This is a genomic window from Collinsella sp. AF28-5AC, assembly GCF_003457875.1.
In the GTDB taxonomy this organism is placed as follows: domain Bacteria; phylum Actinomycetota; class Coriobacteriia; order Coriobacteriales; family Coriobacteriaceae; genus Collinsella.
Genome location: NZ_QRTA01000015.1, coordinates 1,598 through 23,208 on the forward strand (window position 1 = coordinate 1,598; position 21,611 = coordinate 23,208).

18 protein-coding genes and 1 pseudogene are annotated in these 21,611 nt (G+C 60.7%); 8 read left to right on the forward strand and 11 right to left on the reverse strand.

Features of this window, described 5'->3' with window-relative positions; translation table 11 throughout:
* Nucleotides 1–290: 290 nt before the first annotated feature.
* The 3 genes from DWZ01_RS08805 to DWZ01_RS08815 are packed head-to-tail and all read left to right on the forward strand — an operon-like array spanning nt 291 to nt 4,516.
* Entirely contained in the window at nt 291–797 is a 507-nt protein-coding gene (locus DWZ01_RS08805; RefSeq protein WP_117848682.1) for a MarR family winged helix-turn-helix transcriptional regulator, read from the forward strand.
* Complete coding sequence (locus tag DWZ01_RS08810) at nt 790–2,604, forward strand: ABC transporter ATP-binding protein (RefSeq protein WP_117848684.1); 1,815 nt, start codon at nt 790–792, stop codon at nt 2,602–2,604. Before DWZ01_RS08805 ends, DWZ01_RS08810 begins: the two co-directional genes overlap by 8 nt.
* Nucleotides 2,597–4,516 carry an ABC transporter ATP-binding protein gene (locus tag DWZ01_RS08815; protein ID WP_117848686.1) on the forward strand — a complete coding sequence of 640 codons (1,920 nt, stop codon included), beginning with the start codon at nt 2,597–2,599 and terminating at the stop codon, nt 4,514–4,516. The genes DWZ01_RS08810 and DWZ01_RS08815 overlap by 8 nt, the downstream gene beginning before the upstream one ends.
* Before the next feature lie 315 nt (nt 4,517–4,831).
* Here the strand turns inward: DWZ01_RS08815 and DWZ01_RS08820 are convergent, their stop codons facing one another.
* On the reverse strand, nt 4,832–5,710 hold the full coding sequence (locus tag DWZ01_RS08820) for a LysR family transcriptional regulator (RefSeq protein WP_117848688.1): 879 nt from the start codon (nt 5,708–5,710) through the stop codon (nt 4,832–4,834).
* Nucleotides 5,711–5,943: 233 nt separating this feature from the next.
* Between DWZ01_RS08820 and DWZ01_RS08825 the strand changes: the two genes are divergently transcribed.
* The 4 genes from DWZ01_RS08825 to DWZ01_RS08840 all read left to right on the forward strand — a co-directional run bounded on the left by DWZ01_RS08825 (nt 5,944) and on the right by DWZ01_RS08840 (nt 11,813).
* Nucleotides 5,944–6,825 (forward strand): SDR family NAD(P)-dependent oxidoreductase, encoded by an 882-nt coding sequence (locus DWZ01_RS08825; protein WP_117770399.1) that lies wholly within the window; start codon nt 5,944–5,946, stop codon nt 6,823–6,825.
* Between the two features lie 66 nt (nt 6,826–6,891).
* On the forward strand, nt 6,892–8,148 hold the full coding sequence (locus DWZ01_RS08830; protein WP_117646283.1) for an MFS transporter: 1,257 nt from the start codon (nt 6,892–6,894) through the stop codon (nt 8,146–8,148).
* A 68-nt stretch (nt 8,149–8,216) separates the two neighbouring features.
* On the forward strand, nt 8,217–9,257 hold the full coding sequence (locus DWZ01_RS08835; protein WP_006235665.1) for a Gfo/Idh/MocA family protein: 1,041 nt from the start codon (nt 8,217–8,219) through the stop codon (nt 9,255–9,257).
* Between the two features lie 408 nt (nt 9,258–9,665).
* Nucleotides 9,666–11,813: a Tex family protein gene (locus DWZ01_RS08840; protein WP_117848690.1), complete on the forward strand. Its 2,148-nt coding sequence runs from the start codon at nt 9,666–9,668 to the stop codon at nt 11,811–11,813.
* A gap of 381 nt (nt 11,814–12,194) precedes the next feature.
* Here the strand turns inward: DWZ01_RS08840 and DWZ01_RS08845 are convergent, their stop codons facing one another.
* The 5 genes from DWZ01_RS08845 to DWZ01_RS08865 form a co-directional block, all read right to left on the reverse strand.
* Nucleotides 12,195–12,899, reverse strand: a complete 705-nt coding sequence (locus tag DWZ01_RS08845) for a transaldolase (RefSeq protein WP_199412425.1) — start codon at nt 12,897–12,899, stop codon at nt 12,195–12,197.
* A 324-nt stretch (nt 12,900–13,223) separates the two neighbouring features.
* On the reverse strand, nt 13,224–14,615 hold the full coding sequence (locus DWZ01_RS08850; RefSeq protein ID WP_117635569.1) for a PTS ascorbate transporter subunit IIC: 1,392 nt from the start codon (nt 14,613–14,615) through the stop codon (nt 13,224–13,226).
* Between the two features lie 71 nt (nt 14,616–14,686).
* A complete protein-coding gene (locus tag DWZ01_RS08855) occupies nt 14,687–14,962 on the reverse strand; it encodes a PTS sugar transporter subunit IIB (protein ID WP_022094539.1) in 276 nt (91 codons plus the stop codon).
* A gap of 75 nt (nt 14,963–15,037) precedes the next feature.
* Nucleotides 15,038–15,484: a PTS sugar transporter subunit IIA gene (locus tag DWZ01_RS08860; RefSeq protein ID WP_089573145.1), complete on the reverse strand. Its 447-nt coding sequence runs from the start codon at nt 15,482–15,484 to the stop codon at nt 15,038–15,040.
* A gap of 9 nt (nt 15,485–15,493) precedes the next feature.
* A complete protein-coding gene (locus DWZ01_RS08865; protein ID WP_117564350.1) occupies nt 15,494–16,204 on the reverse strand; it encodes a transaldolase in 711 nt (236 codons plus the stop codon).
* Between the two features lie 348 nt (nt 16,205–16,552).
* On the opposite strand from DWZ01_RS08865, the gene DWZ01_RS08870 reads away from it, so the two are divergent.
* Complete coding sequence (locus DWZ01_RS08870) at nt 16,553–17,344, forward strand: DeoR/GlpR family DNA-binding transcription regulator (protein ID WP_128620070.1); 792 nt, start codon at nt 16,553–16,555, stop codon at nt 17,342–17,344.
* A gap of 45 nt (nt 17,345–17,389) precedes the next feature.
* On the opposite strand, the pseudogene DWZ01_RS08875 reads toward DWZ01_RS08870, so the two are convergent.
* From DWZ01_RS08875 to DWZ01_RS08895, 5 genes and pseudogenes are all read right to left on the reverse strand, one after another.
* Nucleotides 17,390–17,641, reverse strand: a pseudogene (locus DWZ01_RS08875) (HAD family hydrolase); the annotation flags it as partial.
* A gap of 191 nt (nt 17,642–17,832) precedes the next feature.
* Nucleotides 17,833–18,912 carry an alpha/beta hydrolase gene (locus DWZ01_RS08880; RefSeq protein ID WP_117635571.1) on the reverse strand — a complete coding sequence of 360 codons (1,080 nt, stop codon included), beginning with the start codon at nt 18,910–18,912 and terminating at the stop codon, nt 17,833–17,835.
* A gap of 2 nt (nt 18,913–18,914) precedes the next feature.
* Complete coding sequence (locus tag DWZ01_RS08885) at nt 18,915–19,859, reverse strand: aldo/keto reductase (RefSeq protein ID WP_117635572.1); 945 nt, start codon at nt 19,857–19,859, stop codon at nt 18,915–18,917.
* Nucleotides 19,860–19,956: 97 nt separating this feature from the next.
* A complete protein-coding gene (locus DWZ01_RS08890; protein ID WP_117635573.1) occupies nt 19,957–20,793 on the reverse strand; it encodes a PTS system mannose/fructose/sorbose family transporter subunit IID in 837 nt (278 codons plus the stop codon).
* Nucleotides 20,790–21,602, reverse strand: a complete 813-nt coding sequence (locus DWZ01_RS08895) for a PTS sugar transporter subunit IIC (RefSeq protein WP_117635574.1) — start codon at nt 21,600–21,602, stop codon at nt 20,790–20,792. The genes DWZ01_RS08890 and DWZ01_RS08895 overlap by 4 nt, the downstream gene beginning before the upstream one ends.
* Nucleotides 21,603–21,611: the final 9 nt, after the last annotated feature.

Sequence of the window (21,611 nt, forward strand, 5' to 3'; positions counted from 1 at the left end):
GGTCGGCGGGGCCATTGTGGCTCTTGACAGCGGATTGGGTCATATGAGCGAAAACGGCCCCAAGCGAGCAAGGTGACGTGAAATGAAAGGGCGCTGACCCTCTGGTCGCGCCCTTGAAATTGAACGTCAGATTGCCACTTGGGGCCGTTTGCAGCGTCGAGCAGCTACGCGGTTTGGTAAAACCGCGTAACCACTAGTTTGGTACCTTGACATTCATTTCTCATGCTCCTAGATTGGTTAGGCACAAAACAATTCCACTACCTAACTAAAGAAAGGAGCAAAACTAATTCATGTGCGATGAACCTCTTAACCTTTGTTCGCACGAGCCCGGCGGCGACCCGTCACAGCCGGCGGATGCACCCGAAGCGGTTAGCTCAGAAGACAAGCTTGCCAAACGCATCCTCAATGGCCTGGGCTTTTGCGGCCATTACATGCATTTTCATGGCGGAGGCGTGTCCGGCAAGGCGCCCATCATCTGCCTGCTGGCCAAGCAACCCGGCGGCGAGATGTCGCAGCAAGAACTCGGCATGCACTTTGACCTCAAGCCGGGGTCGCTTTCCGAGATCCTGTCCAAGCTCGAGCTCAACGGCCTCATCGAGCGCAGCCGTAACCCCAAAGATCGACGGCAACTCACCATTCGCCTGACCGAAACCGGCCGGGAAAACGCCCGCATCGACCAGGCAGCCCGCATCCGCTTTAGAGAACGGGCCTTTAGCGCGCTCACCCACGACGAGCGCGAGCAGCTCGCCGAAATGCTCGAGAAAATCCGTGTAACCTGGGAGGAACTGGATGATTAAAACCCTCATGGGAAGCATCCGCGACTATATGAAAGTCACCGTTGCCACGCCGTTGCTCGTGCTTGGCGAGGTGCTCTGCGAGATGCTGATTCCATTTATCACCGCCAACCTGATCGACGCTATCAAAGACGGCGCCACCGTAGCCGAGATGCTTCCCACCGCGGGCCTTTTGGTGCTCATCGCGCTGACATCGCTGGCTTTTGGCGCCGCGGCAGGCGTCACCTGCAGCCATGCGAGTTGCGGCTTCGCCAAGAACCTGCGTCACGACCTGTTCTACAAAATCCAGACGTTCAGCTTTGCCAACATCGATGAGTTCTCGAGCTCCTCGCTCGTCACGCGCCTGACCACCGATATCAACAACGTGCAGCAGGCCTTTATGATGATCATCCGTATCGCCGTGCGCGCGCCGCTGGTATTGATCTTCGCCTTTACCATGGCGTTTATCATGGGCGGCAACGTCGCCATGGTCTACCTGGTCATCATTCCGCTGCTGGGCTTTGGACTGTTCTTTATCATCTTTAAGGTGCGCCCCATCTTCTCGCGCGTGTTCCACAAGTACGATGCCCTTAACGAGTCCGTTGAGGAAAACGTCACCGGCATGCGCGTGGTTAAGAGCTACGTGCGCGAAGACTTTGAGAAGGAGAAGTTCGCGGCCGCCGCGCGCGACGTCCAGATGGACTTCACCCGCGCCGAGAAGCTGCTCGCCTTTAACAACCCCATGATGAACATCTGCGTCAACGGCGCGTTTGTCGTCATCATCTACCTGGGCTCCAAGCTCATCATCACGAGCCAGGGTACGCTGTTCGACGTGGGCCAGCTCTCCTCGACCTTTACCTATGGTTTCCAGATTCTCATGAGCCTGATGCAGCTGTCGATGATCTTTGTCATGGTGACCATGGCCGACGAATCGGCACACCGCATTGCCGAGGTGCTGGCCGCCGAGCCCACGATCGCCAATCCCGCCGAGCCCGTGCTCGAGGTTGCCGACGGTTCCATCGACTTTGACCACGTGAGCTTTAAGTATTCCGCGCATGCGAAGCGCCAGGCGCTCGACGATATCGACCTGCACATTACGAGCGGCGAGACCATCGGTATCATCGGCGGCACCGGCTCGGCCAAGTCCACGCTCGTCAACCTCATCGCCCGCCTGTACGACACCACCGAAGGCGCTGTGCGCGTGGGCGGCGTGGACGTGCGCGACTACGACCTGGACGCGCTGCGTCACCAGGTCGCCATGGTGCTGCAGAAAAACGTGCTGTTTAGCGGCACCGTCGCCGAGAACCTGCGTTGGGGCGACCCGAACGCCACCGACGAGGAAGTCCGCGAGGCAGCGCATCTGGCCTGCGCCGACGAGTTTGTCGACGGTTTCCCCAAGGGCTACGACACCTGGATCGAACAGGGCGGCTCTAATGTTTCGGGCGGTCAGAAGCAGCGCCTGTGCATTGCACGCGCCCTGCTGCGTCGCCCCAAGATCTTGATCCTGGACGACTCCACCAGCGCCGTCGACACCAAGACCGACGCAAAGATCCGCGCAGGACTGGCAAGCTATCTGCCCAACACGACCAAGCTCATCATCGCCCAGCGCATCAGCTCCGTGCAGGACGCAGACCGTATCATCGTCATGGAGGGCGGCCGCATCGCGCAGATCGGCAACCATGACGAGCTGCTTAAGACAAGCGAGATCTACCGCGAGACCTTCACCTCGCAAAACAAGATGAGCGCCGAGGGCGAAGGGGCCATCGAGGCCGACACCGAGGCATCCGCAACGCAAGCTCAGACTCAGGAAGGAGGCGAGGCATATGAGTAAGGCAACGACCGCCGAGCGCGCGCTCAACCGTAAGGGCGGCACCATGTCGCGCCTCATCAAGACGCTCTTTGGCTTCTATCCCGTGCTTTTGCCCCTTGTCGTCGCCGGCGTGGTGCTCTGCGCCATCATCAACTCCATCGGCGCGACCTTCCTGCAGAGCGCCCTGCAGATTATTAGCGAATCGTGGCAGTCGGGCGATTGGGAAGCCGCACAGCCCAAGATTCTGCAGCTCGTGACCACCCTCGCCTGCATCTACGGTGTCGGTGTCCTGTCCTCGCTCTTCTGGAACCGCGCCATGGCTATCGTCACGCAGGGCTCGCTCGAGAAGCTGCGCGAGATGATGTTCAACCGCATGCAGGACCTGCCGATCCGCTACTTCGACACGCACCAGCGCGGCGATATCATGAGCCACTACACCAACGACATCGACACGCTGCGTCAGATGATCAGCCAGTCGCTGCCCAACCTGCTCATGACGATCATCATCATCGTCACGGTGTTCTTTATCATGCTGTACTACAGCGTGTGGATGTGCCTGGTCATCATCGCCGGCGTCGCCTTTATGACCTTTATGACCAAGCTGCTCGGCTCCAACTCCGCGCGCTTCTTTATTGCGCAGCAGACCGAGCTCGGCGTGGTCGAGGGCCATATCGAGGAAGTTATGAACGGCCAGAAGGTCGTCAAGGCATTCTGCCACGAGTCTGCCGCCGAGGCCGATTTTGACGAGCGCAACGAAAAGCTCTTCGAGGTCTCCCAGAAGGCCAACATGTACGCCAACATCCTCATGCCCATCCTTATGAACCTGGGAAACCTGCTCTACGTGCTGGTCGCACTGGCGGGCGGCATTTTCCTGGCGCTGGGCGTGCCCAACCTGAGCATCTCGGGCATGGCGCTGTCCATCGCAGTCGTAGTGCCGTTCCTCAACATGACCAAGCAGTTCTGCGGACAGATCGGTCAGATCTCGCAGCAGATCAACGCCGTGGTCATGGGTCTGGCCGGCGCCGATCGCATCTTTGAGCTGCTCGACGAGGAGCCCGAGGCCGACGAAGGCTACGTGACGCTCGTCAACGCGCAGGTGAACCCCGAAACCTGGGAGCTCGAGGAGGCCGACCACCATACTGGCATGTGGGCATGGAAGCATCCGCACCGTGCAACCGGCGAGATCGAGTACGTACCGCTGCGCGGCGACCTGGTCATGGACAACGTCGACTTTGGCTACACGCCCGATCACGAGGTGCTGCACGGCGTATCCGTGTTTGCCAAGCCGGGCCAGAAGGTCGCGTTTGTCGGCGCCACCGGTGCCGGTAAGACGACCATCACCAACCTCATCAACCGCTTCTATGACATTGCCGACGGCAAGATCCGCTACGACGGCATCAACGTCAACAAGATCCGCAAGGCAGATCTGCGCCGCTCGCTGGGCGTGGTGCTGCAGGACGTGAACCTGTTCACCGGCACCGTGATGGACAACATCCGCTACGGCAACCTGGACGCCACCGACGAGGAGTGCATCGCAGCGGCCAAGCTCGCGGGCGCAGACGACTTTATCACCCGCCTGCCCGACGGCTACGACACCATGCTCACCGGCAACGGCGCACAGCTGTCGCAGGGCCAGCGCCAGCTGATCTCGATCGCCCGCGCCGCCGTCGCCGATCCGCCGGCGATGATTCTGGACGAGGCCACGAGCTCCATCGACACCCGCACCGAGGCCATCGTGCAGGCCGGCATGGACAAGCTCATGGAAGGCCGCACGACGTTTGTCATCGCGCATCGCCTGTCCACCGTGCGCAACTCCGACGCGATCATCTGTCTGGATCACGGCCGCATCATCGAGCGCGGCAACCACGACGAGCTGATCGCCAAGCGCGGGTACTACTACCAGCTGTACACGGGTGCGTTTGAGCTCGAGTAGGTAGGTTTGTTTCACGGAGGACCCCCAGGCGGGCCGGGGTGTAACCTCCGTGCTCAAACATTCTCGCTTCGCTGCGAAACTGCGCGCGGAGGTTACACCCCGGCCCGCCTGGGGGTCCTCCTGCGCGCAATCAGCCCGTCGTTTAGAACGGAATAAAAGTTTGCGAGGCCCTGGCCATTTGGCCAGGGCCTCGTTTTGTAAGGATGATTTTTCTGGGACGGGGGTTAAATAAACATTTTGTACCGAATGATTATTTAATCCCCGTCCCAGAAAAATCATCCTCGAAGTAACTAAAAGAGCCCCGTCCCAGGTGAGCTAGGTGAGAAGCTGGGCCATGGCGTTGACGAATTTTTGCACTTGGAGGGTGGGCTCGAGCGGGTAGTGCAGAAAGACTGGCACCTCGCGGCCGCACAGGAACGGCACGCCCACAAAGGCCGGGCGCACGCCCGACCACGCTCCGCAGGTGAGCACCGCATCTCCCTTTTCCTCCGCATCGTTAAAGAGCGCAAAGTCAAAGCTGTCCACGTCGATCACGTCCACGCCGCCATCGGCCAAAAGATCAATGCGCAGGCTGTCCATAGCGTCGTTGCCGTGACGAAGCACGCGCAAGCGCATGCCCTCTAGGTCGGCAACCGTGATGCGCGTCTTGCGCGCGAGTCGGCTTGTGCGCGGCAGATCGATATAAAACGGCACGTTGACGATGCGGAGCTTTTGACAGGCATCGCCCCAACGCGGAGTCGAAAAACTCGACTGCACCACATCCACCTCGCGACCCAGGCTGCGCATGACGGTTTCACGCTCGTCATAGAGGTCGCTCACCGGCACAATCTCAAAGCGCAACGACGGCTCAAGCTCGTGCACGTCCGTCCACATCGACAGCGTCTGGCGCCCCGGGCACATCATCGACACGCCCAGGCGCACGGCACCGCCATCGCCCGCCGCGCGTCGGGCGCGGCGCAACGCGTCCTCGGATTGGCGCATGATCGAGCGCGCATCGTCCACCAACAGAGCACCCGCCGGCGTCACCTTGACGCCCGAGTGCGAGCGCTCGAACAATGTGATGCCAAACTCGGCCTCGAATCCCGACACCTGTTTGACGAGCGCCGGGGTCGACACGCGCAGTTTTGCCGCCGCGCGCGAGAAACTTCCCAGCTCTGCGGCGACCGCTATGGCCTCGAGTCGTCGATCGTACACGTCAATCTCCCGTTTCCAGACGTATGGCCATGCGCTGCCAAAGGGGGTTGTTTTGGCAGGTCACACACTTAATTAAGAACAAATCGTCTTGCAGGCTATAAACCATAGGTTTACGCCATTCTAACAAATATGCAATTCACCTGCGCAAATTCAAAGCATACGATAACCAGCGAAAACCACGTGGGTCGATTAATGGGAGCGGCCCACAAGGAGGCACAAGAAGGGAAGTTCCTATGAGCAACTGGCTTAAGCTCGAGGGCGATGTCTGCGCTGTGACCGGCGCGCTCGGCGGCATGGGCGTCGAGATCTGCCGCGAGTTCGCCCGCAACGGCGCCAACGTTGTCCTGCTCGACCTGGACGAGGAGAAGGTCAAGGCCGCTGCCGCCGACCTCGCCGCCGAGTTTGGCATCCACGCCGAGGGCTACAAGATGAACGCCACCGACGAGGCCGAGGTTCAGGCCGCCGTCGATGCCACCATCGCCGACTTCGGGCGCGTCGACGTCCTTGTCAACACCGCCGGCATCCTGCGCTTTGCCGCTATGGAGGACCTGCCGCTGAGCGACTGGGAGCAGGTGCTCAACGTCAACCTCACCGGCTACTTCATCACCTCGCAGCGCTTTGGTCGCGAGATGATCAAGGCCGGCCAGGGTCGTCTGGTGCACATCTCGACCGTCGCCAGCCACTCCCCCGAGACGTTCTCGGGCGTGTACAGCTCCACCAAGGCCGGCGTCAACATGATGTCCAAGATGCTCGCCGCCGAGTGGGGCCCCTACGGCGTCCGCTCCAACTGCGTCGAGCCTTGCTTCGTTAAGACCCCGATGTCGGCCAACTTCTACGCCGACCCCGAGGTCGAGAAGAGCCGCAGCCGCCTTATCGCCACGCGCCGCATCGGCGAGGTCAGCGATATCGCCAACGCCGTCATGTTCCTGGCGTCAACGCGCTCGGACTTTACCACCGGCGACGCCATCAAGGTCGATGGCGGTTTCTCCAATATGATGGGCGACCTCACCGCCAAGCCCGGCGGCCGTCGCGCCTATGCCGACAACTACCTTAAGAACAAGGGTGTCGAGCTTTGGTCCGACGAGTCCGGCGTCGCAAAGCCGACCGACCAGTAAACCAGCCTGACAGGGAGGCCCCGCGGACGCGTCCGCCCCTCCCCCGCATCGATTAGAAAGAGTCCAATGGCTTCCACCAACTCCAACAAGGGTCGCGCCGTCGTGCTTTCCGCCGCGTGCGTCACCATGTTCTTCATCAGCTCCATCGCGCTGTACTCCGTCGTGAGCAAGAACCTGCTCGCCGTCTATCCCGAGTGGTCCAGCGCCCTTACCTGGGCTTTCCCGGTCTTTCAGACCATCATGGCCGTGACGGGCATCTTCGCCGGTCGCATCTCCGATAAGATCGGCCCGCGCAACGTCGTAATCGCCGCCGCCGTGTGCTACGGCTTGGGCTGGTTCATGTCCGGCACCGTCACCGAGCCGTGGCAGTTCTACCTGTGGTTCTCGCTCGTCGCCGCCATCGGCAACGGCCTGGGCTACAACCCCGCGCTCACCACCGGCCAAAAGTGGTTCATCGACAAGAAGGGCCTGGCCTCCGGCATCACCCTGGCCGCTTCGACCGCCGGCCCCGCCGTGCTGTCCCCGGTGCTCGCCTCGCTGCTCATCCCGAGCCTCGGCATCTTTGGCGCCCTTAAGGCACTCGGCGTCATCTTCTTTGTGACGATCGCCGCCTCCGCCCTGTTCCTGAAGGCCCCCGAGGCCGGTTGGCTGCCCGAGGGCTTCGAGGCCCCCAAGGGCGGCGCGCACGCCGGCACCTTCGGTGACCTCACCCCGGGCGAGATGGTCAAGACCCCGCGCTTCTGGGTCCTCATCGTCACCTTCGCCTTTGCCGCCACCGCGGGCACCCTGCTCGTCGGCAAGGTTGCCTCCATCGCCGCTGTCCAGCTCTTCGCCGACCCCACGAGCGCCGCGGCCGTCGCCCTCGGCGGCGTGGTCGTCTCCGTCAACACCTGCGCCAACCTGGTCGGCCGTCTGTCCTTTGGCCAGATCATCGACAAGCTCGGCGCCTACAAGTCGCTGCTCATCAGCCTTGTCGTCACCATCGTCGCGCTCGTCATCATGTCGATGAGCTTTACGCAGAGCATGTTCTTTGTGGCGCTCGCCCTGCTCGGCTTTAGCTTTGGCGCCCTGCTCGTCATCTACCCGCCGCTCACCGGTGGCGCCTTTGGCACCAGCAACATCGGCGTCAACTACGGCATCATGTTTTTGGGCTATGCCGCTTCCACCTGGATCAGCCAGCCCATCACCGCCGTGCTGTATCACGCCGAGGCCGGCAGCGCCGCCTACCAGCAGTCCTTCTACGGCGCCATTGTGATTGCCGCCATCGCCGTCGTGCTCACCGTCTACATGATGGTCTCCGACAGCAAGAAGAAGTCCGCTTAGTTTTGCTTGACGCGGCAAGGGCCGTTCTCTTGCCGCATTCCACCGGTCACCAGTATTAAGGAGTCGAAATGTCTGAGCTCAACCCCGTCCGCATTGCCGTTATCGGCGCCGGTGCCATGGGCCGCAACCACATCCGCTTTGTCACCGAGGAGCCCGAAGCCGAGCTCGTCGCCATCGCCGACGCCTTTGAGGGCGCCCGCGCCACGGCCGAGGCCGCCGGCGTGCCGTTTTACACCGATCCCGCCCAGATGATGGACGAGGTCAAGCCCGAGGCCGTCATTATCGCCACCCCCAACGACCTGCACCTGGGCGTTGCTCGCGAGGCTGTGAAGCGCAACATCGTGCCGCTGGTCGAAAAGCCGATCTCCAACGATCTCGAGGATGCCCAGGCCTTCGCCGCCGAGGCCGAGACCGCCGGCGTGCCCGTGCTCGTGGGTCAGCACCGTCGCCACAACCCCTTCGTCAACAAGGCCAAGGAAATCATCGAGTCCGGCGAGCTGGGCAAGCTCACCGTGTCGAGCTTCCACTATATGATCTATAAGAATGACGAGTACTTCGATGTCGAGTGGCGCCGCAAGAAGGGTGCCGGCCCGATCCTGGTCAACCTGGTGCACGACGTCGACCTGCTCCGTTACCTGCTGGGCGAGCCCGTTGCCGTCCAGGGTATGCAGTCCAGCGCCGCCCGCGGTTTTGAGACCGAGGACTCCGCCGTGGTCAACGTCCGTTTCGCCGATGGCGCGCTCGCGAGCATGACCATCTCCGACGCCACCGCCAGCCCCTGGAACTGGGAGGCAACCGCCCGCGAGGACCCGCAGTACCGCCCCTTCGACGCCGACGCCTACTTTATCGGCGGCACCAAGGGCGCCCTTTCGCTGCCCCGCCTGCACCAGTTCTCCTACGACGGCGCCTCTAACTGGCACAAGCCGCTGCAGATGGAGATTCCGGCCGTCGACCCGGCACTGCCGCACAAGATGCAGCTTAAGCACTTTGTGAAGGTTGTCCGCCGCGAGGTCGAGCCCGTCGTGACCCCCGCCGATAACGTCAAGACGCTCACGCTTCTCAACGCCATCAAGGAGGCCGCCGAGACCGGCCAGCTCGTCGAGCTGTAACGCCTTAGGGCAGACCGCGGCAAACTTCCCGCCGAGCGCCTCGGCCCGCCACCAACAAGCCCCTCTTCTTTGCCCCGCGAGCAGCCTCCTGCCCGCGGGGCTTTTTGCTACTTCGCTGACGATTTTTCTGAGACGGGGGCCTTTTGCACCTCGGCTTGGTTCGTTCGCCACGAAATGCGCCTATCTACTACGTTTAACCGATCGCCCTCAAGCATGCCGAATTTCGCGAGATAAAAACCGCAGGTAAACGGCTTGCCGACTTTCGGAAAACCCAGGTATGGTCAGCCCCTACGGGTAAAACGTAGTAGATAGGCCGTTTTCGTGGCGCGGCCCCAAAACAGCCTTTTGGGACGGGTGGTATCCTTGGTAGCCCTGTGCCGCAAACGCACCCTAAACGCAAGGAGTCCCATGGATCTTATCGCCCAGCTCGCCCGCGAGCTCAACCTTAAGGCCGCCAACATTGAGGCGGCCGTCAAGCTCATCGACGAGGGCAACACCATTCCCTTTATCTCGCGCTACCGCAAGGAAGCCACGGGCGGCATGGACGACGTCGCCCTGCGCGCCCTCGACGAGCGCCTGTCCTACCTGCGCAATCTTGAGCAGCGTAAAGAGGACGTCATCCTGCTTATCGACGCCCAGGGCAAGCTCACGCCCGAACTCGAACAGCAGATTCGCGAGGCCACGCAGCTCCAGCGTGTCGAGGACCTCTACAAGCCCTACCGCAAAAAGCGCATGACCCGCGCGCAGAAGGCCCGCGAGGCAGGCCTGGAGCCGCTTGCCAACATGATCATCATGCAGGCATCCGCCAAGGGCAGCGCACTCGACACCGCCGCGGCCTACGTCAACGAGGAAGCCGGCTTCGGCACGCCCGAGAAGGCGCTCGCCGGCGCGGCGGACATCGTGGCCGAGACGGTGGCCGAAGACCCCGAGAACGTCGCCGACCTGCGCGCCTTTACGCAAAACACCGCCGACATCATCGTCGAGGCCACCGACCCCGCCGAGAAGACCCCCTACGAGCCGTACTACAGCTATGATGAGCCGCTGCGCCGCATCCCCAACCACCGTGTGCTGGCTATCGACCGCGGTGAGCGCGAGGGCAAGCTCCGCGTGCGCGTGAACGTCGACGGCGCCGCTGCCACGGCACGCCTCGGCAGCCGTTGGCCCCGACGCCAAGGCGTCTTCGCGCCCGTCTTTGACGCCGCCATCGCCGACGGTTACAAGCGCCTGATGGCCCCCTCGCTGGAGCGCGAGGCCCGCGCCAAGCTCACCGTTCGCGCCCAGACCGAGGCCATCAACGTCTTTGCCAAGAACCTTGAGGGCCTGCTCTCGGCACGCCCCGTGCGCGGCGCCCGCGTGCTCGCGCTCGATCCGGGCTACCGCACCGGCTGCAAGGTCGCCGTTATGGACGAGACCGGCAAGCTGCTCGACCACGGCGTGGTCTACCCCACCAAGCCGCGCCACGACGTCGCCGGCACCAAGCGCGAGCTCGCCCGCCTCGTCAAGAAGGACGGCGTCAACACCATCGTCATCGGCAACGGCACCGCCAGCCGCGAGACCGAGGAAGTCGTCTCGGAGTTCATTGCCGAGCAGGCGCCTGGACTGCGATACACCATCGTCAACGAGGCCGGCGCATCGGTATACTCCGCCTCCGAGCTCGCCAGCCAGGAATATCCCGACCTGGACGTCACCGTGCGTGGCGCCATGAGCCTGGGCCGTCGCCTGCAAGACCCGCTGGCAGAGCTCGTCAAGATTCCGCCCCAGTCCATCGGCGTGGGCCAGTACCAGCACGACCTTGACCAGGCCGAGCTTTCGCGCACTCTGGGCCACGTGGTGGAGGACGTCGTCAACCGCGTAGGCGTCGACGTAAACACCGCAAGCGCGAGCCTGCTGGGATACGTATCGGGCATCACGCCAAGCGTGGCCAAAAACATCGTGGCCTACCGCGAGGAAAACGGCGCCTTTACCGATCGTCGCCAGCTCAAGAAGGTCCCCAAGCTGGGACCCAAGGCATATCTCAACGCCGCGGGCTTTTTGCGCATCAGTGGCGGCAAGAACCCGCTTGACGCGACAAGCGTCCACCCCGAGAGCTACGAGGTGGCGACGGCCGTCCTGGAGCGCGCCGGCGTTGCGGCAAGCGAGCTCAGCCGCGGCGGCGTGCCCGACATCGAGCGCCGCCTGGGCAGTATCTCGGCGCTGGCAAGCGACCTGGACTGCGGCACTCTCACGCTCATCGACATTGTCAACGAGCTCAAGAAGCCCGGTCGCGACCCGCGCGACGACGCGCCCGAGGTGGTCTTTAGCCGCTCAGCACTTTCCATCGATGACCTGGAGCCCGGCATGGAACTCAAGGGCACGGTGCGCAACGTCGTCGACTTTGGCGCGTTCGTCGACGTGGGCGTGCACCAGGACGGCCTCGTGCACATCTCCAAGCTGGCCAACCGCTTTGTCAAGCACCCCAGCGACGTGGTGCGCGTCGGTGACACGGTCAAGGTGTGGGTCGAAAAGGTCGATCGCGACCGCAAGAAGATCTCGCTCACCATGGTGCAGGGAAAGTAAACCGCCAAAGCAAGGGTACCCCCTGTAGCGACGTGCAAAATCGCGAGTATTCTGCATATTCCACCGTTCCGGATGCCCCTCAGAGACGAAAAAGCAAGAAACAGCCCCCGTTTTAGCGTCATCAGAGCCAAAACGGGGGCTGTTCCATGCTTCACCCAGCTGGTAAAAGCCTTTACCTTGCTGAATACTCTCAATTTTGCACGGCGCAGGCGGGGGTACCTTTGTCCACGGCAGGATATGGAAGCCTATCACCAACCTACCGGCAAGTTCGTGTCGGCAGCCCCGGCCTTTCCTTTGCCTAGCGCGACCCTCGCGAAGCGCGTGAGCGATAGGGAAAGGAAAGGCCGGGGCGAACAACCCGCGATGTAGCCAGCGTTCGCGTTACGGCAGGATATGGAAACCGAGCGAGGCGATATCCTTGGCAAAACCGCGCACGGTATCGAGCGAGACCTCATACGGGTCACGGCCGATGTTCTTACGCTTGGCCAGGATGCTGTTTGGCACCGTGATGATCTGGCAACCGCATCCTTCCGCCTGGTAAATATTGATAAGCTCACGCGTGGACGCCCACAGGACCTCGCAGTTGGGCTTGGCGGCGGCCTTCTTCACCGACTCCGTCATAAACGGAATGGGATCGACGCCGGTGTCAGCGATACGGCCGGCAAAGAGCGAGATGATGGATGGCGTCTCGGCATCAACGGCCTCGACCATCTCGTCGACCTGCGTAGGCGTAAAGATGGTGGTGACGTTGACCTTGATGCCGTCGGCCGAAAGCTTGCGCACCAGCTCGGCGGTGGACTCGCCCTTGGTAGTCACGCACGGAATCTTGACGTAGACGTTCTCGGCCCAGGTAGCGATCTCGCGGGCCTCGACCTCCATGGTCTCGACGTCGTCGGCAAAGACCTCAAACGAGACGGACACATCGGTGATGTGGGCCAGGACCTCCTTGGCAAACGCGCGGTAATCCGTCACGCCGCCCTTCTTCATAAGGGACGGGTTGGTCGTGAAACCCTGAACGTTGCCGTTCTCGTACATGTCGAGCATGCCCTCGAGGTTTGTACCGTCAGCGAACACCTTGATTGCCATCTGCCTGATTCCTTTCGCTTGCACATGGGCGATAAACTGCTAAACACTTTACCTACGTTTATCAAGGCGTGAGCTGCGGGTTTTCATCTTCTCGGCGAACGGTTTTGCAGTTTTACCATTTTTATATCGACACCCCAGCGGCAAAACGTTTTTGCTGATCATCGCGGTTGATTCCGTTCGCGGCGCAGAGACAGCGCTTCACCGGTGCGTTTTCACAACCAGTCCAAAACAAAAAGCGGTGACGCCTCATTTGAGACGTCACCGCTTCCGTGTAGGAGCCGGTTATCGGAGCTCCGCCCGATTAGGGCTTAACGTATGCCTGGATTACTCTTCCTCAACGTGATTGATCACAGCACCCTTGGTGTGGATGAAGTTGGGGACGAAGGCGACGATCAGAAGGACAGCAAGAATCGCGTAGACACCGGTGGTACCGAAGGCCTCGGCAGCGCGGCCAAGCGTAATACCAATGACGGAGAAATCGAAGTCGCCGAACGTAGTGTTCTTGAAGCCAAAGACGTCAAGAACGGGCAGGAGCAGGGCCGGGGCAAAGGTGATGAGCAGGCCGTTGACGAAAGCGCCAAGAGCTGCGCCCTTGCGACCGCCGGTAGCATTGCCGTAGATGCCCGCGGTAGCACCGCAGAAGAAGTGGGGAACCATGCCCGGGATGATGAAGATGCCCAGGGTAGCGCCCACGATGAACATACCGACCACGCCACCGATAAAGGAAGCGACAAAGCCGAGGATGACGGCGGTGGGAGCATAGGGGAAGAAGACGGCGCAGTCGACGGCGGGGATGGCACCGGGGATCAGCTTGTTGGAGATGCCCTGGAAAGCCGGGACCAGGTCGGCAAGGATCATACGAACGCCGTTATAGACGATGGTGACACCAACGGCGAAAGACAGAGCGCAGGTCAGGGCATAGACAATCACGTTGTCGCCACCAGCGGTCTTGGTAACGACCGCAGGATCTGCAATGTAAGCGGCGAAAGCGGTAACCAGGTAGAAGAAGGCCATGGTAAGAGCCGTGGAGATGGTAGTGTCGCGCAGGAAGGCGAACTTCTCGGGAACCTCGATCTTCTCGGTGCTGTTCTCCTCGGCGTCCTTAGCAAAAAGCGTACCGACTGCAGCGGAGATGTAATAGGCGAGTGAACCGAAGTGGCCCATGGCGATTTCATCGCCATCGGTAACCTTCTCGGTGAAACGCTGACCAACGGCGGGAAGCATAGCGCTCACGAGGCCCAGGAACATGCCGCCCACGATGACAAGCTGGACATCCTGGAAGCCAGATGCCTGCAGAACGGCAGACAGCAGGCAGGCCATAAACATGCTGTGATGGCCCGTCAGGAAGATGTACTTAAACTTGGTAAAGCGGGCAATGATAATGTTCACGACATAGCCGAGAATCAGGATCATCATGGTCTGAACGCCAAGGACGCTCTGAGCCATCGAAACGACGACCTCGTTGTTGGGCACGACGCCGGTGATGTGGAAACCGGTCTCGATGAAGGTACCCAGCGGAGCAAGGTTCTCCTGAACAACAGCGGCGCCGGCGGACAGCATGATGTAACCAAGAATGGGCTTCAGGGTGCCCGTCATCACCTTGTGGGCAGGACGCTTAAGCGCGACAAGGCCCACAAAGGCAAATAGGCCCATAATCCACGCTGGCTTGGTCAGAATCGATTGGATAAACTCAAGTATGGGAAGGATGGCTTGCATCTGCGCTTCCTTTCTCTCTAACGTGGGCGCGTTTCCCTCTTCCACAGGGAACCGCCCTTTTTTGTGCCGCTTTAGGCGTTAGCGGCGGCCGCCTTGATTGCCTCGAGGGCGTCTTCGCGGATCTTCTTCTTGTTCACATAGCTGCGAACGATCACAACGTTGCCGTGGAGCTCGGGGGCGAGTTCCTTAACGGTGATGAACAGATCCGGATTTGCGGAAGAAGCACCGTTCAGGTCCATAGACTCAACGTCGGCCTTGATGCCCTCCTCCTCGCAAAGCTCCTCGACTTTGCCAGCGAGCATCAGGCTGGACCCGATGCCGTTTCCGCATACGGTGATGATATGCATGGCAACCTTCCTCTCCTACACGTGACGGTTTTCCGTCTATCCAAAAGCGGCGACGCATCGCCGTGCCATTAAGGCCTAAAAGAATGAACGCATGGTCTCCAAAACCTGCTCGGGCGTATCGCATGCGCTGAGCTTGGCAACGCAGTCCTCGTCCTCGAACATCTGCGAAAGCTCCGCCAAGCAGCCAAGATGAGCCTTGGGGTCGGGTGCGCAAATACCCACGAGCACGTGAACCGGATCGAAATCCTCGTGTCCAAACGCAATGGCAGGGTCAAGTGTGACGATACAGATCCCCGCTTCACTCACATTGCCATCTGCCTGAGCATGGGGCATAGCGATGCCCTCTTCCAAGACCATATAGGGGCCGAATTTGTGAACCGATGAAATCATGGCGTCAACATAGCTCTGGTCGCATTTGCCAGCGTCTACGAGCAACTTACCGCATGCCCTGATCGCTTCCTCCCAGTCGGAGGCCTCGACGTGGCAGGCAACAAGCTCGGGCTTAAGAAGATCGGTCAGCATGCTCGTCCCCTACTCCTCGGGCAGGATATGAAAACCAAGCGCCTGAATGTCGCGGGCAAAGCCCTTGACCGTATCAAGCGAGTACTCAAGCAAATCTTTCCCGAAATTCTTGCGTTTGGCAAGAAGGGCATTGGGGACCGTAATGATCTGGCATCCAACGGACTCCGCCTGGAAGATATTGAGGACCTCGCGCGTAGACGCCCAGAGAACCTCGGCAGCAGGCTTAACGGCAGCCTTCTTTACGGACTCCGCCATGAGGGGCAGCGGATCGACGCCGGTATCGGCAATGCGACCGGCAAAGATGGACAGAATAGAGGGGGTCTCAGCAGAAACGGCATCGACAAACTCGTCGACCTGCTCGGGCGTGAAGATAGTGGTGACATTCACCTTGATGCCGTCGGCAGAAAGGCGCTTGACCAGCGCGGCAGTGGACTCACCCTTGGTGTTGAGCGCCGGGATCTTAACGTAGACGTTGTCTGCCCAGGTTGCGATCTCGCGAGCCTCGGCTTCCATACCTGCCTCGTCGTCGGCGAATACCTCAAAAGAGACCGACACATCAGTAATGTGCTCAAGAACCGTCTTGGCAAAAGCGCGGTAGTCGGTCACGCCGCCGGCCTTCATAAGGGAAGGATTGGTCGTGAAGCCCTGAACGTTGCCATTGTCATGCATGTCAAGCATGCCCTCGAGGTTAGCGCCGTCGGCAAACACCTTGATCGCCATGTTCGGTCCTTTCTCATCTAACACTATTGCTATCGAAAGCCTTCTTCTTTGTTTCAAAAGCTTTTCGGTTTTCTTTTATAAACCATTTCAAAAGCTATCGAAAGCTCAATTGTCAACTTTCCGTGAACGGTCGAATATCGGGCGTGAACGTACTTCTTTTGGGCGGCACCTTCAGAATGAGACTCTTTATAGCCCGTTTACGTGCGAACTATCTGCTACGCATGCATTTGTGACATGCCATTCCGTTCTTTTGATTCATTCGAATTTGCCTTGTTCTTTTCATATCGATACGTTATATTTCGATTACGAAAGGCGCATCTTTTACCTTTTGTTCAAAAGGAGCGGCACATGGCATCTACTTCAGACCTTTCACCGGCCGAGCGTCAGCGATTTATCATGAATTGGCTGGCCGAAAAGCCAAATATCTCGGTATCCGACATCGTTCGCCGTTTTTCGGTTTCGGAAGTCACCGCACGACACGACCTCATCTCGCTGGAATCCGAAGGCAAGCTGCGTCGCGTACGCGGCGGAGCGGTATCGCTTTCTCGCTCCAACGCAATCTCGTATCCCGAGGAGCGCATCAATGTCCAAGTCGAGGCCAAGGAGGCCATCGCCGCAACCGCAGCAACTCTTGTTGATGATGGCGATGTTCTGGTAATTGATATCGGCACCACAGGCTTTTACTTCGCTAAGGCCCTCATGGACAAGCGTGAGATCACCATTATCACCGGCGATCTTGCAATCGCGAACTACGCCAGCTTCAATCTCCCCAATGCTTCGGTAGTGCTGCTGGGCGGCTCCGTGCGCAAGGGCCACCTCTATCTCGCGGGCGCACTGACGCTCGACTGCATGAGCAAACTACATGCCGACAAGGCGTTTGTCAGTGCTGACGGATTCCACCCCGACCACGGTTTTACCGTCGAGCACGACTTCTCGGCCATGATCAAGCATATGTACCTTACCAACTCAAACCAGGGCTACATGATGGTTGACCAGGGAAAGTTCAACAAGACCAGTTTTTATCAGTCCGCGCAGATCGATGACCTCGACGGCATCATCGTTGATGGAGACAACGAGGGCATCATGACGGCGGCGATCGAGAGCAGTCGCAGTCATCCCAAGCTCTATATTGCAAAATAGCTCAAATGGCCGGGTCGCCCCCACTGCGGGCGACCCGGCCATTTATTAAATCAACCCAAAATGCTGCATCGCTGTGACGGTGCCGTCGTGTGCGACGTCGTCGGTCACGTAGTCGGCGATCGCCTTGACCTCGGGCATGGCGTTGCCCATGGCGACAGCCGTCTCGACGGCGGCGAGCATGCCCAGGTCGTTGCCCGAATCGCCAAAGCCAAAGGTGCGCTCGTTGCCAGCGCGACCCAGATACGCCAGCGCCCGCGCCAGGCCCACGCCCTTGTCGATGCCCTTGGGGCTCAACTCGCGATTTGTTTGCTGGGCTCACTTGGAAGAGCGGCGGTAAACGCATCTCCCGGTTAATCCGGCACCGCCGAAGCGAACCCCACACACGCCCTCCGGCAAGCGGCACGCGCCCGTCAACGCAAAGGTCCGGCGGGACGCACCTAGCATCCCGCCGGACCGCCACTCGTCCAGGAGGCCGCCGCGACGAGCCCCTAGATCTTCGCAAGCTCCTCGGAGATGACGCGGCAGACGTCCTCAGCCTGAGGCATCACGCCGTACATCTCGAAGAAGCCGTGGTCGCAGCCGCGATAGCGAATCGCGGTGACGTCAACGCCCGCATCCTGCAGCCTCTTCGCGAATAGCTCGTCCTGATAGCGCAGGTAGTCATACTCGGAAGAGATGATGACCGTGCGGGGGAACGCGCTCACGTCCTCCGCGAACAGGGCAGACACCCTCGGGTCGAGCATCTCCTCCGCATTGCCGTTGGTATACATCACTGGCAGGTCGTCGTTGGCGTTGCGGATGCGATCCACCCTGCTCAGAGCCTCGGCCCTCTGGTCGTTCACGATCTCATAGAGGTCATAGGACCATTCCTCCGGAACAGGGCCGCCGTCGACGAGCGGATACAGCTCGGCCACGAGCTTGATCCTGTCCGCATGGGACCCGTCGAGGACGACGGCGTTGGTCAGGCTTCCGCCCGCGGAGTCGCCAGCCACGGCGACCCGCGTCGCGTCGACACCCAGCTCATCCGCATGCTCGACAAGCCAGTCGAGCGTCTTCACGCAGTCCTCGACACCACCGGGGAACATCGTCTCGGGAGACAAGCGGTACTCCGGGTAGATCGCGACGCAGCCCGTTCGCTCCGCGATGTCGCGCAGGCAGTTCTCGTACTGGCCAATGTTGCCCACCATGAAGCCGCCGCCGTGGATGAACACGAGCGCGGCGGAGCCGCACCCGTGGCCCTCGGGCGTGAAGACGTGCAGGGGAATGCCCCTGTCGCCAAAGTTCATGACGACGGTCTTCTTGGCGACGTTCGAGCCCCTCACGACATGGGTCTCCTTGTTGGGAGCGGAGCGCCACGCGATCACGTCCACCGGCCCCGCCGGCGCCGGGCCGGCGGCGAGCTTCGCATGGGCGCGCGCGTAGACGCGCGGATCGAGCACGCGCTCGCGCTCGTCTCCCGGCACGGGCTTCAGCAGGAGCTTCAGCCCGTTGGGCTCCACGACCTCCCTAGATCCACGCTCAAGCACTTCAAGCTCGGAAGTGGGGTACTTCCTCTCCTCGGTGCCCATGGCTAGCCGATCTTCAGCTCGTCAAGCTTGGCGTCAAGCTTGGCCATCTCATCGGCGGAAAGCTCCCACTCGAACGTCTCGCAGTTCTGAATCGCGTGGGCGTCCGTGCGCACGCCAACGAGCGCGGTGCCCACGTACTCCTTCTGGGTGCTCCAGTTCACGGCGACCTGTGCCACGGGCTTGTCATGAGCCTCGGCGATCTCGTCCATGACCTTGAGCAGCTCCTGGACGCGCGAGAACTTGGGCTCCTGGAAGTAGTCGTAGAAGCCGCCACGAACATCGCCCTCCTCGAACTTCGGCAGCTCGCGGAACTTGCCCGACAGGATGCCCGCGCCAAGGGAGCCATAGGTGAAGGAGTCGATGCCACGCTCGTAGCCCCACTTGATAAGGTCCTCGGAGGAGCGGTCGACCATGGAGTAGGGCGGCTGCTGGACGTCGACCTGAGCGACCTTCTCGCACTCCTCGATCATCTCGGTCGTGAAGTTGGAGACGCCGATGTGGCGAATCTTGCCTTGCTCCTTGAGGAGCTGGAGGGCGCACATCGTCTCGGAGAACGGGGTCTTGGCGTCGGGCCAGTGCACGAAGTAGAAGTCGATGTAGTCGGTGCGGAGATTGCGCAGCGAGCTCTCGACCTCCCTCATGATGTTCTTGAACGAAGAGTCGCGGTCATAGCCGGCGGCGCTGGTGATCAGGCCAACCTTGGTCGAGAGCAGGTAGCTCTCTCGGTCGACGCCCCTGAGCGCGTTGCCGACGACCTTCTCGGACGCGCCGTTGCCATAGCACGGCGCGGTGTCAATGAGGTTGACGCCGTGATCGAGCATGGTGCGGATGGCGGACATGCTGGCGGCGTCATCGTTCTCACCAAAGGAGTCGCCGCCGATCGCCCAGGTGCCCACGGCGAGCTGGGAGACGTCAACGTCGGAGTTCTTGAGGTGCGTGTAGCGCATATTCTCTCCTTCTAATGGGGCGGCACGCGTCGAATGTCCTCGATCGCGTGCCGCCAGGAATTGCCTTGAACAGGCTTCGGATGATCCGGAAACCGCCTTACACGATGCCCACGAGGCCGAGGACGAGCGCCAGAACCATGATGCCGACCAGGATGATGTTGACGTTCACGTTCTTCTTGCGCAGGAGCCAGAGGACGACGAGCGTAAGTCCCAGAGGCACGATGCCCTTGAAGATCGAGTCGAGGTAGGTCTGGATCATGACGGGGTCGGAGTCCTGAACCGGAATGGACAGGATCGTGTTGAATTGGACGTTCGCCGCGGTCATGGCGCCGATCATCACCAGGCCGATCGTGGAGGTCGCCTTGGTGATGAGCTTCATGAGACCACCCTCGTACATCTCGGAGATGAAGTTGGTGCCCATGCTGAAGCCGAGGTAGGTCATGAAGTATCGGCAGAGGATCGACGGGATGTTGTAGATCAGCAGGAACATGATCGCGCCGAGGGGCGAGCCGCTCATGGCGAGGTTAATGCCGATGCCGGCGGCGATAACACGCAGGACGCCCCAGAAGATTGCGTCGCCGATGCCGGACATCGGGCCCATCAGGGAGACCTTGATACCGTCGATGGACTCGGTGTCGAAGTCTTCGTGCTGCGAGTTCTCCCTCTCCATGGAGGCGACGAGGCCCATGGCGAACGTGCCGACGTTCTGGGTAATGTTGTACCAAGTCGTGTGACGCTTCATGGCGTCGGCACGAGCCTCGGGGTCATCGGCGTAGTAGCGGTTAAGCGCGGGCTGGACGGAGTACAGCCAGCCGTCGGCGCCAGCCTTGACGGAACCGCCGGCGCAGGAAGCGAACACGGAGAAGGAGCGCAGGAAAATGCTGTTGAGCATCTTCTTGTCTTCAGGGCTCACATTCTTGGTCAGGTTGCTCATGCGAAGAAATCCTCCTCGTCGCTGGTTACAGAGTCGCCGGAAACGGCCTGGGTGGCCACTCCCTTCTTGGTGAGATCGAAGATCTCCTTGTCGCGGAGGGCGGAGGCAACCGCGATGATGACACCGAGAACTGCGATGGCGATCATCGGGAGGCCGAGGTACTGGTAGAGCGTAAAGCCCAAGAAGAAGTAGATGCTGAGCTCGGTGCTCCACAGCATCTGGAGCAGGAGCGCCATACCAACGGCGGGCAGGAGGGCACCCACGGCGTTGAGGCCGCTCATGACATTGGCCGGAATCTGGTTGACAATGGCGGCAACGGGCTCGGCGCCAAGGTAAACGCCGAGGAAGGCGATGAGGCCAAAGGCGGCGTACTTAACGAACCAGAGAACGAAGTGCTGAAGCGCGAGGCCCTTCTCGTTGCCCTCGGCGGCCATCTTGTCAAAGGTGGCTGCGAAGAACGCGAGGAACACGTTGTTCATGAAGATCGAGAGAAATGCGGTGACGACGCCCACGGGAACGGCCAGTGTGATGGCGGCACCCTGGTCGATACCAGCGCCAACGGTGAAGGCGACGGCGAGGGCGGTCGCGGTAACAGGCTCGGCGGAGATAGCGCCACCAATGTTAACCGCGCCCATGAAGATCGCCTCGAGAGAGGCACCGATGATGACACCGGTCTTGACGTCGCCCATCAGGAGGCCCGCAACGAGACCTACCACGAGAGGACGCTCGATCATGCACTGACCGAGAACCCAGTTGCCGCCGTAGCAAATCAGCACGGTCAACCAGGCCATTATTGCCAACCCAACCATTTGACTTCC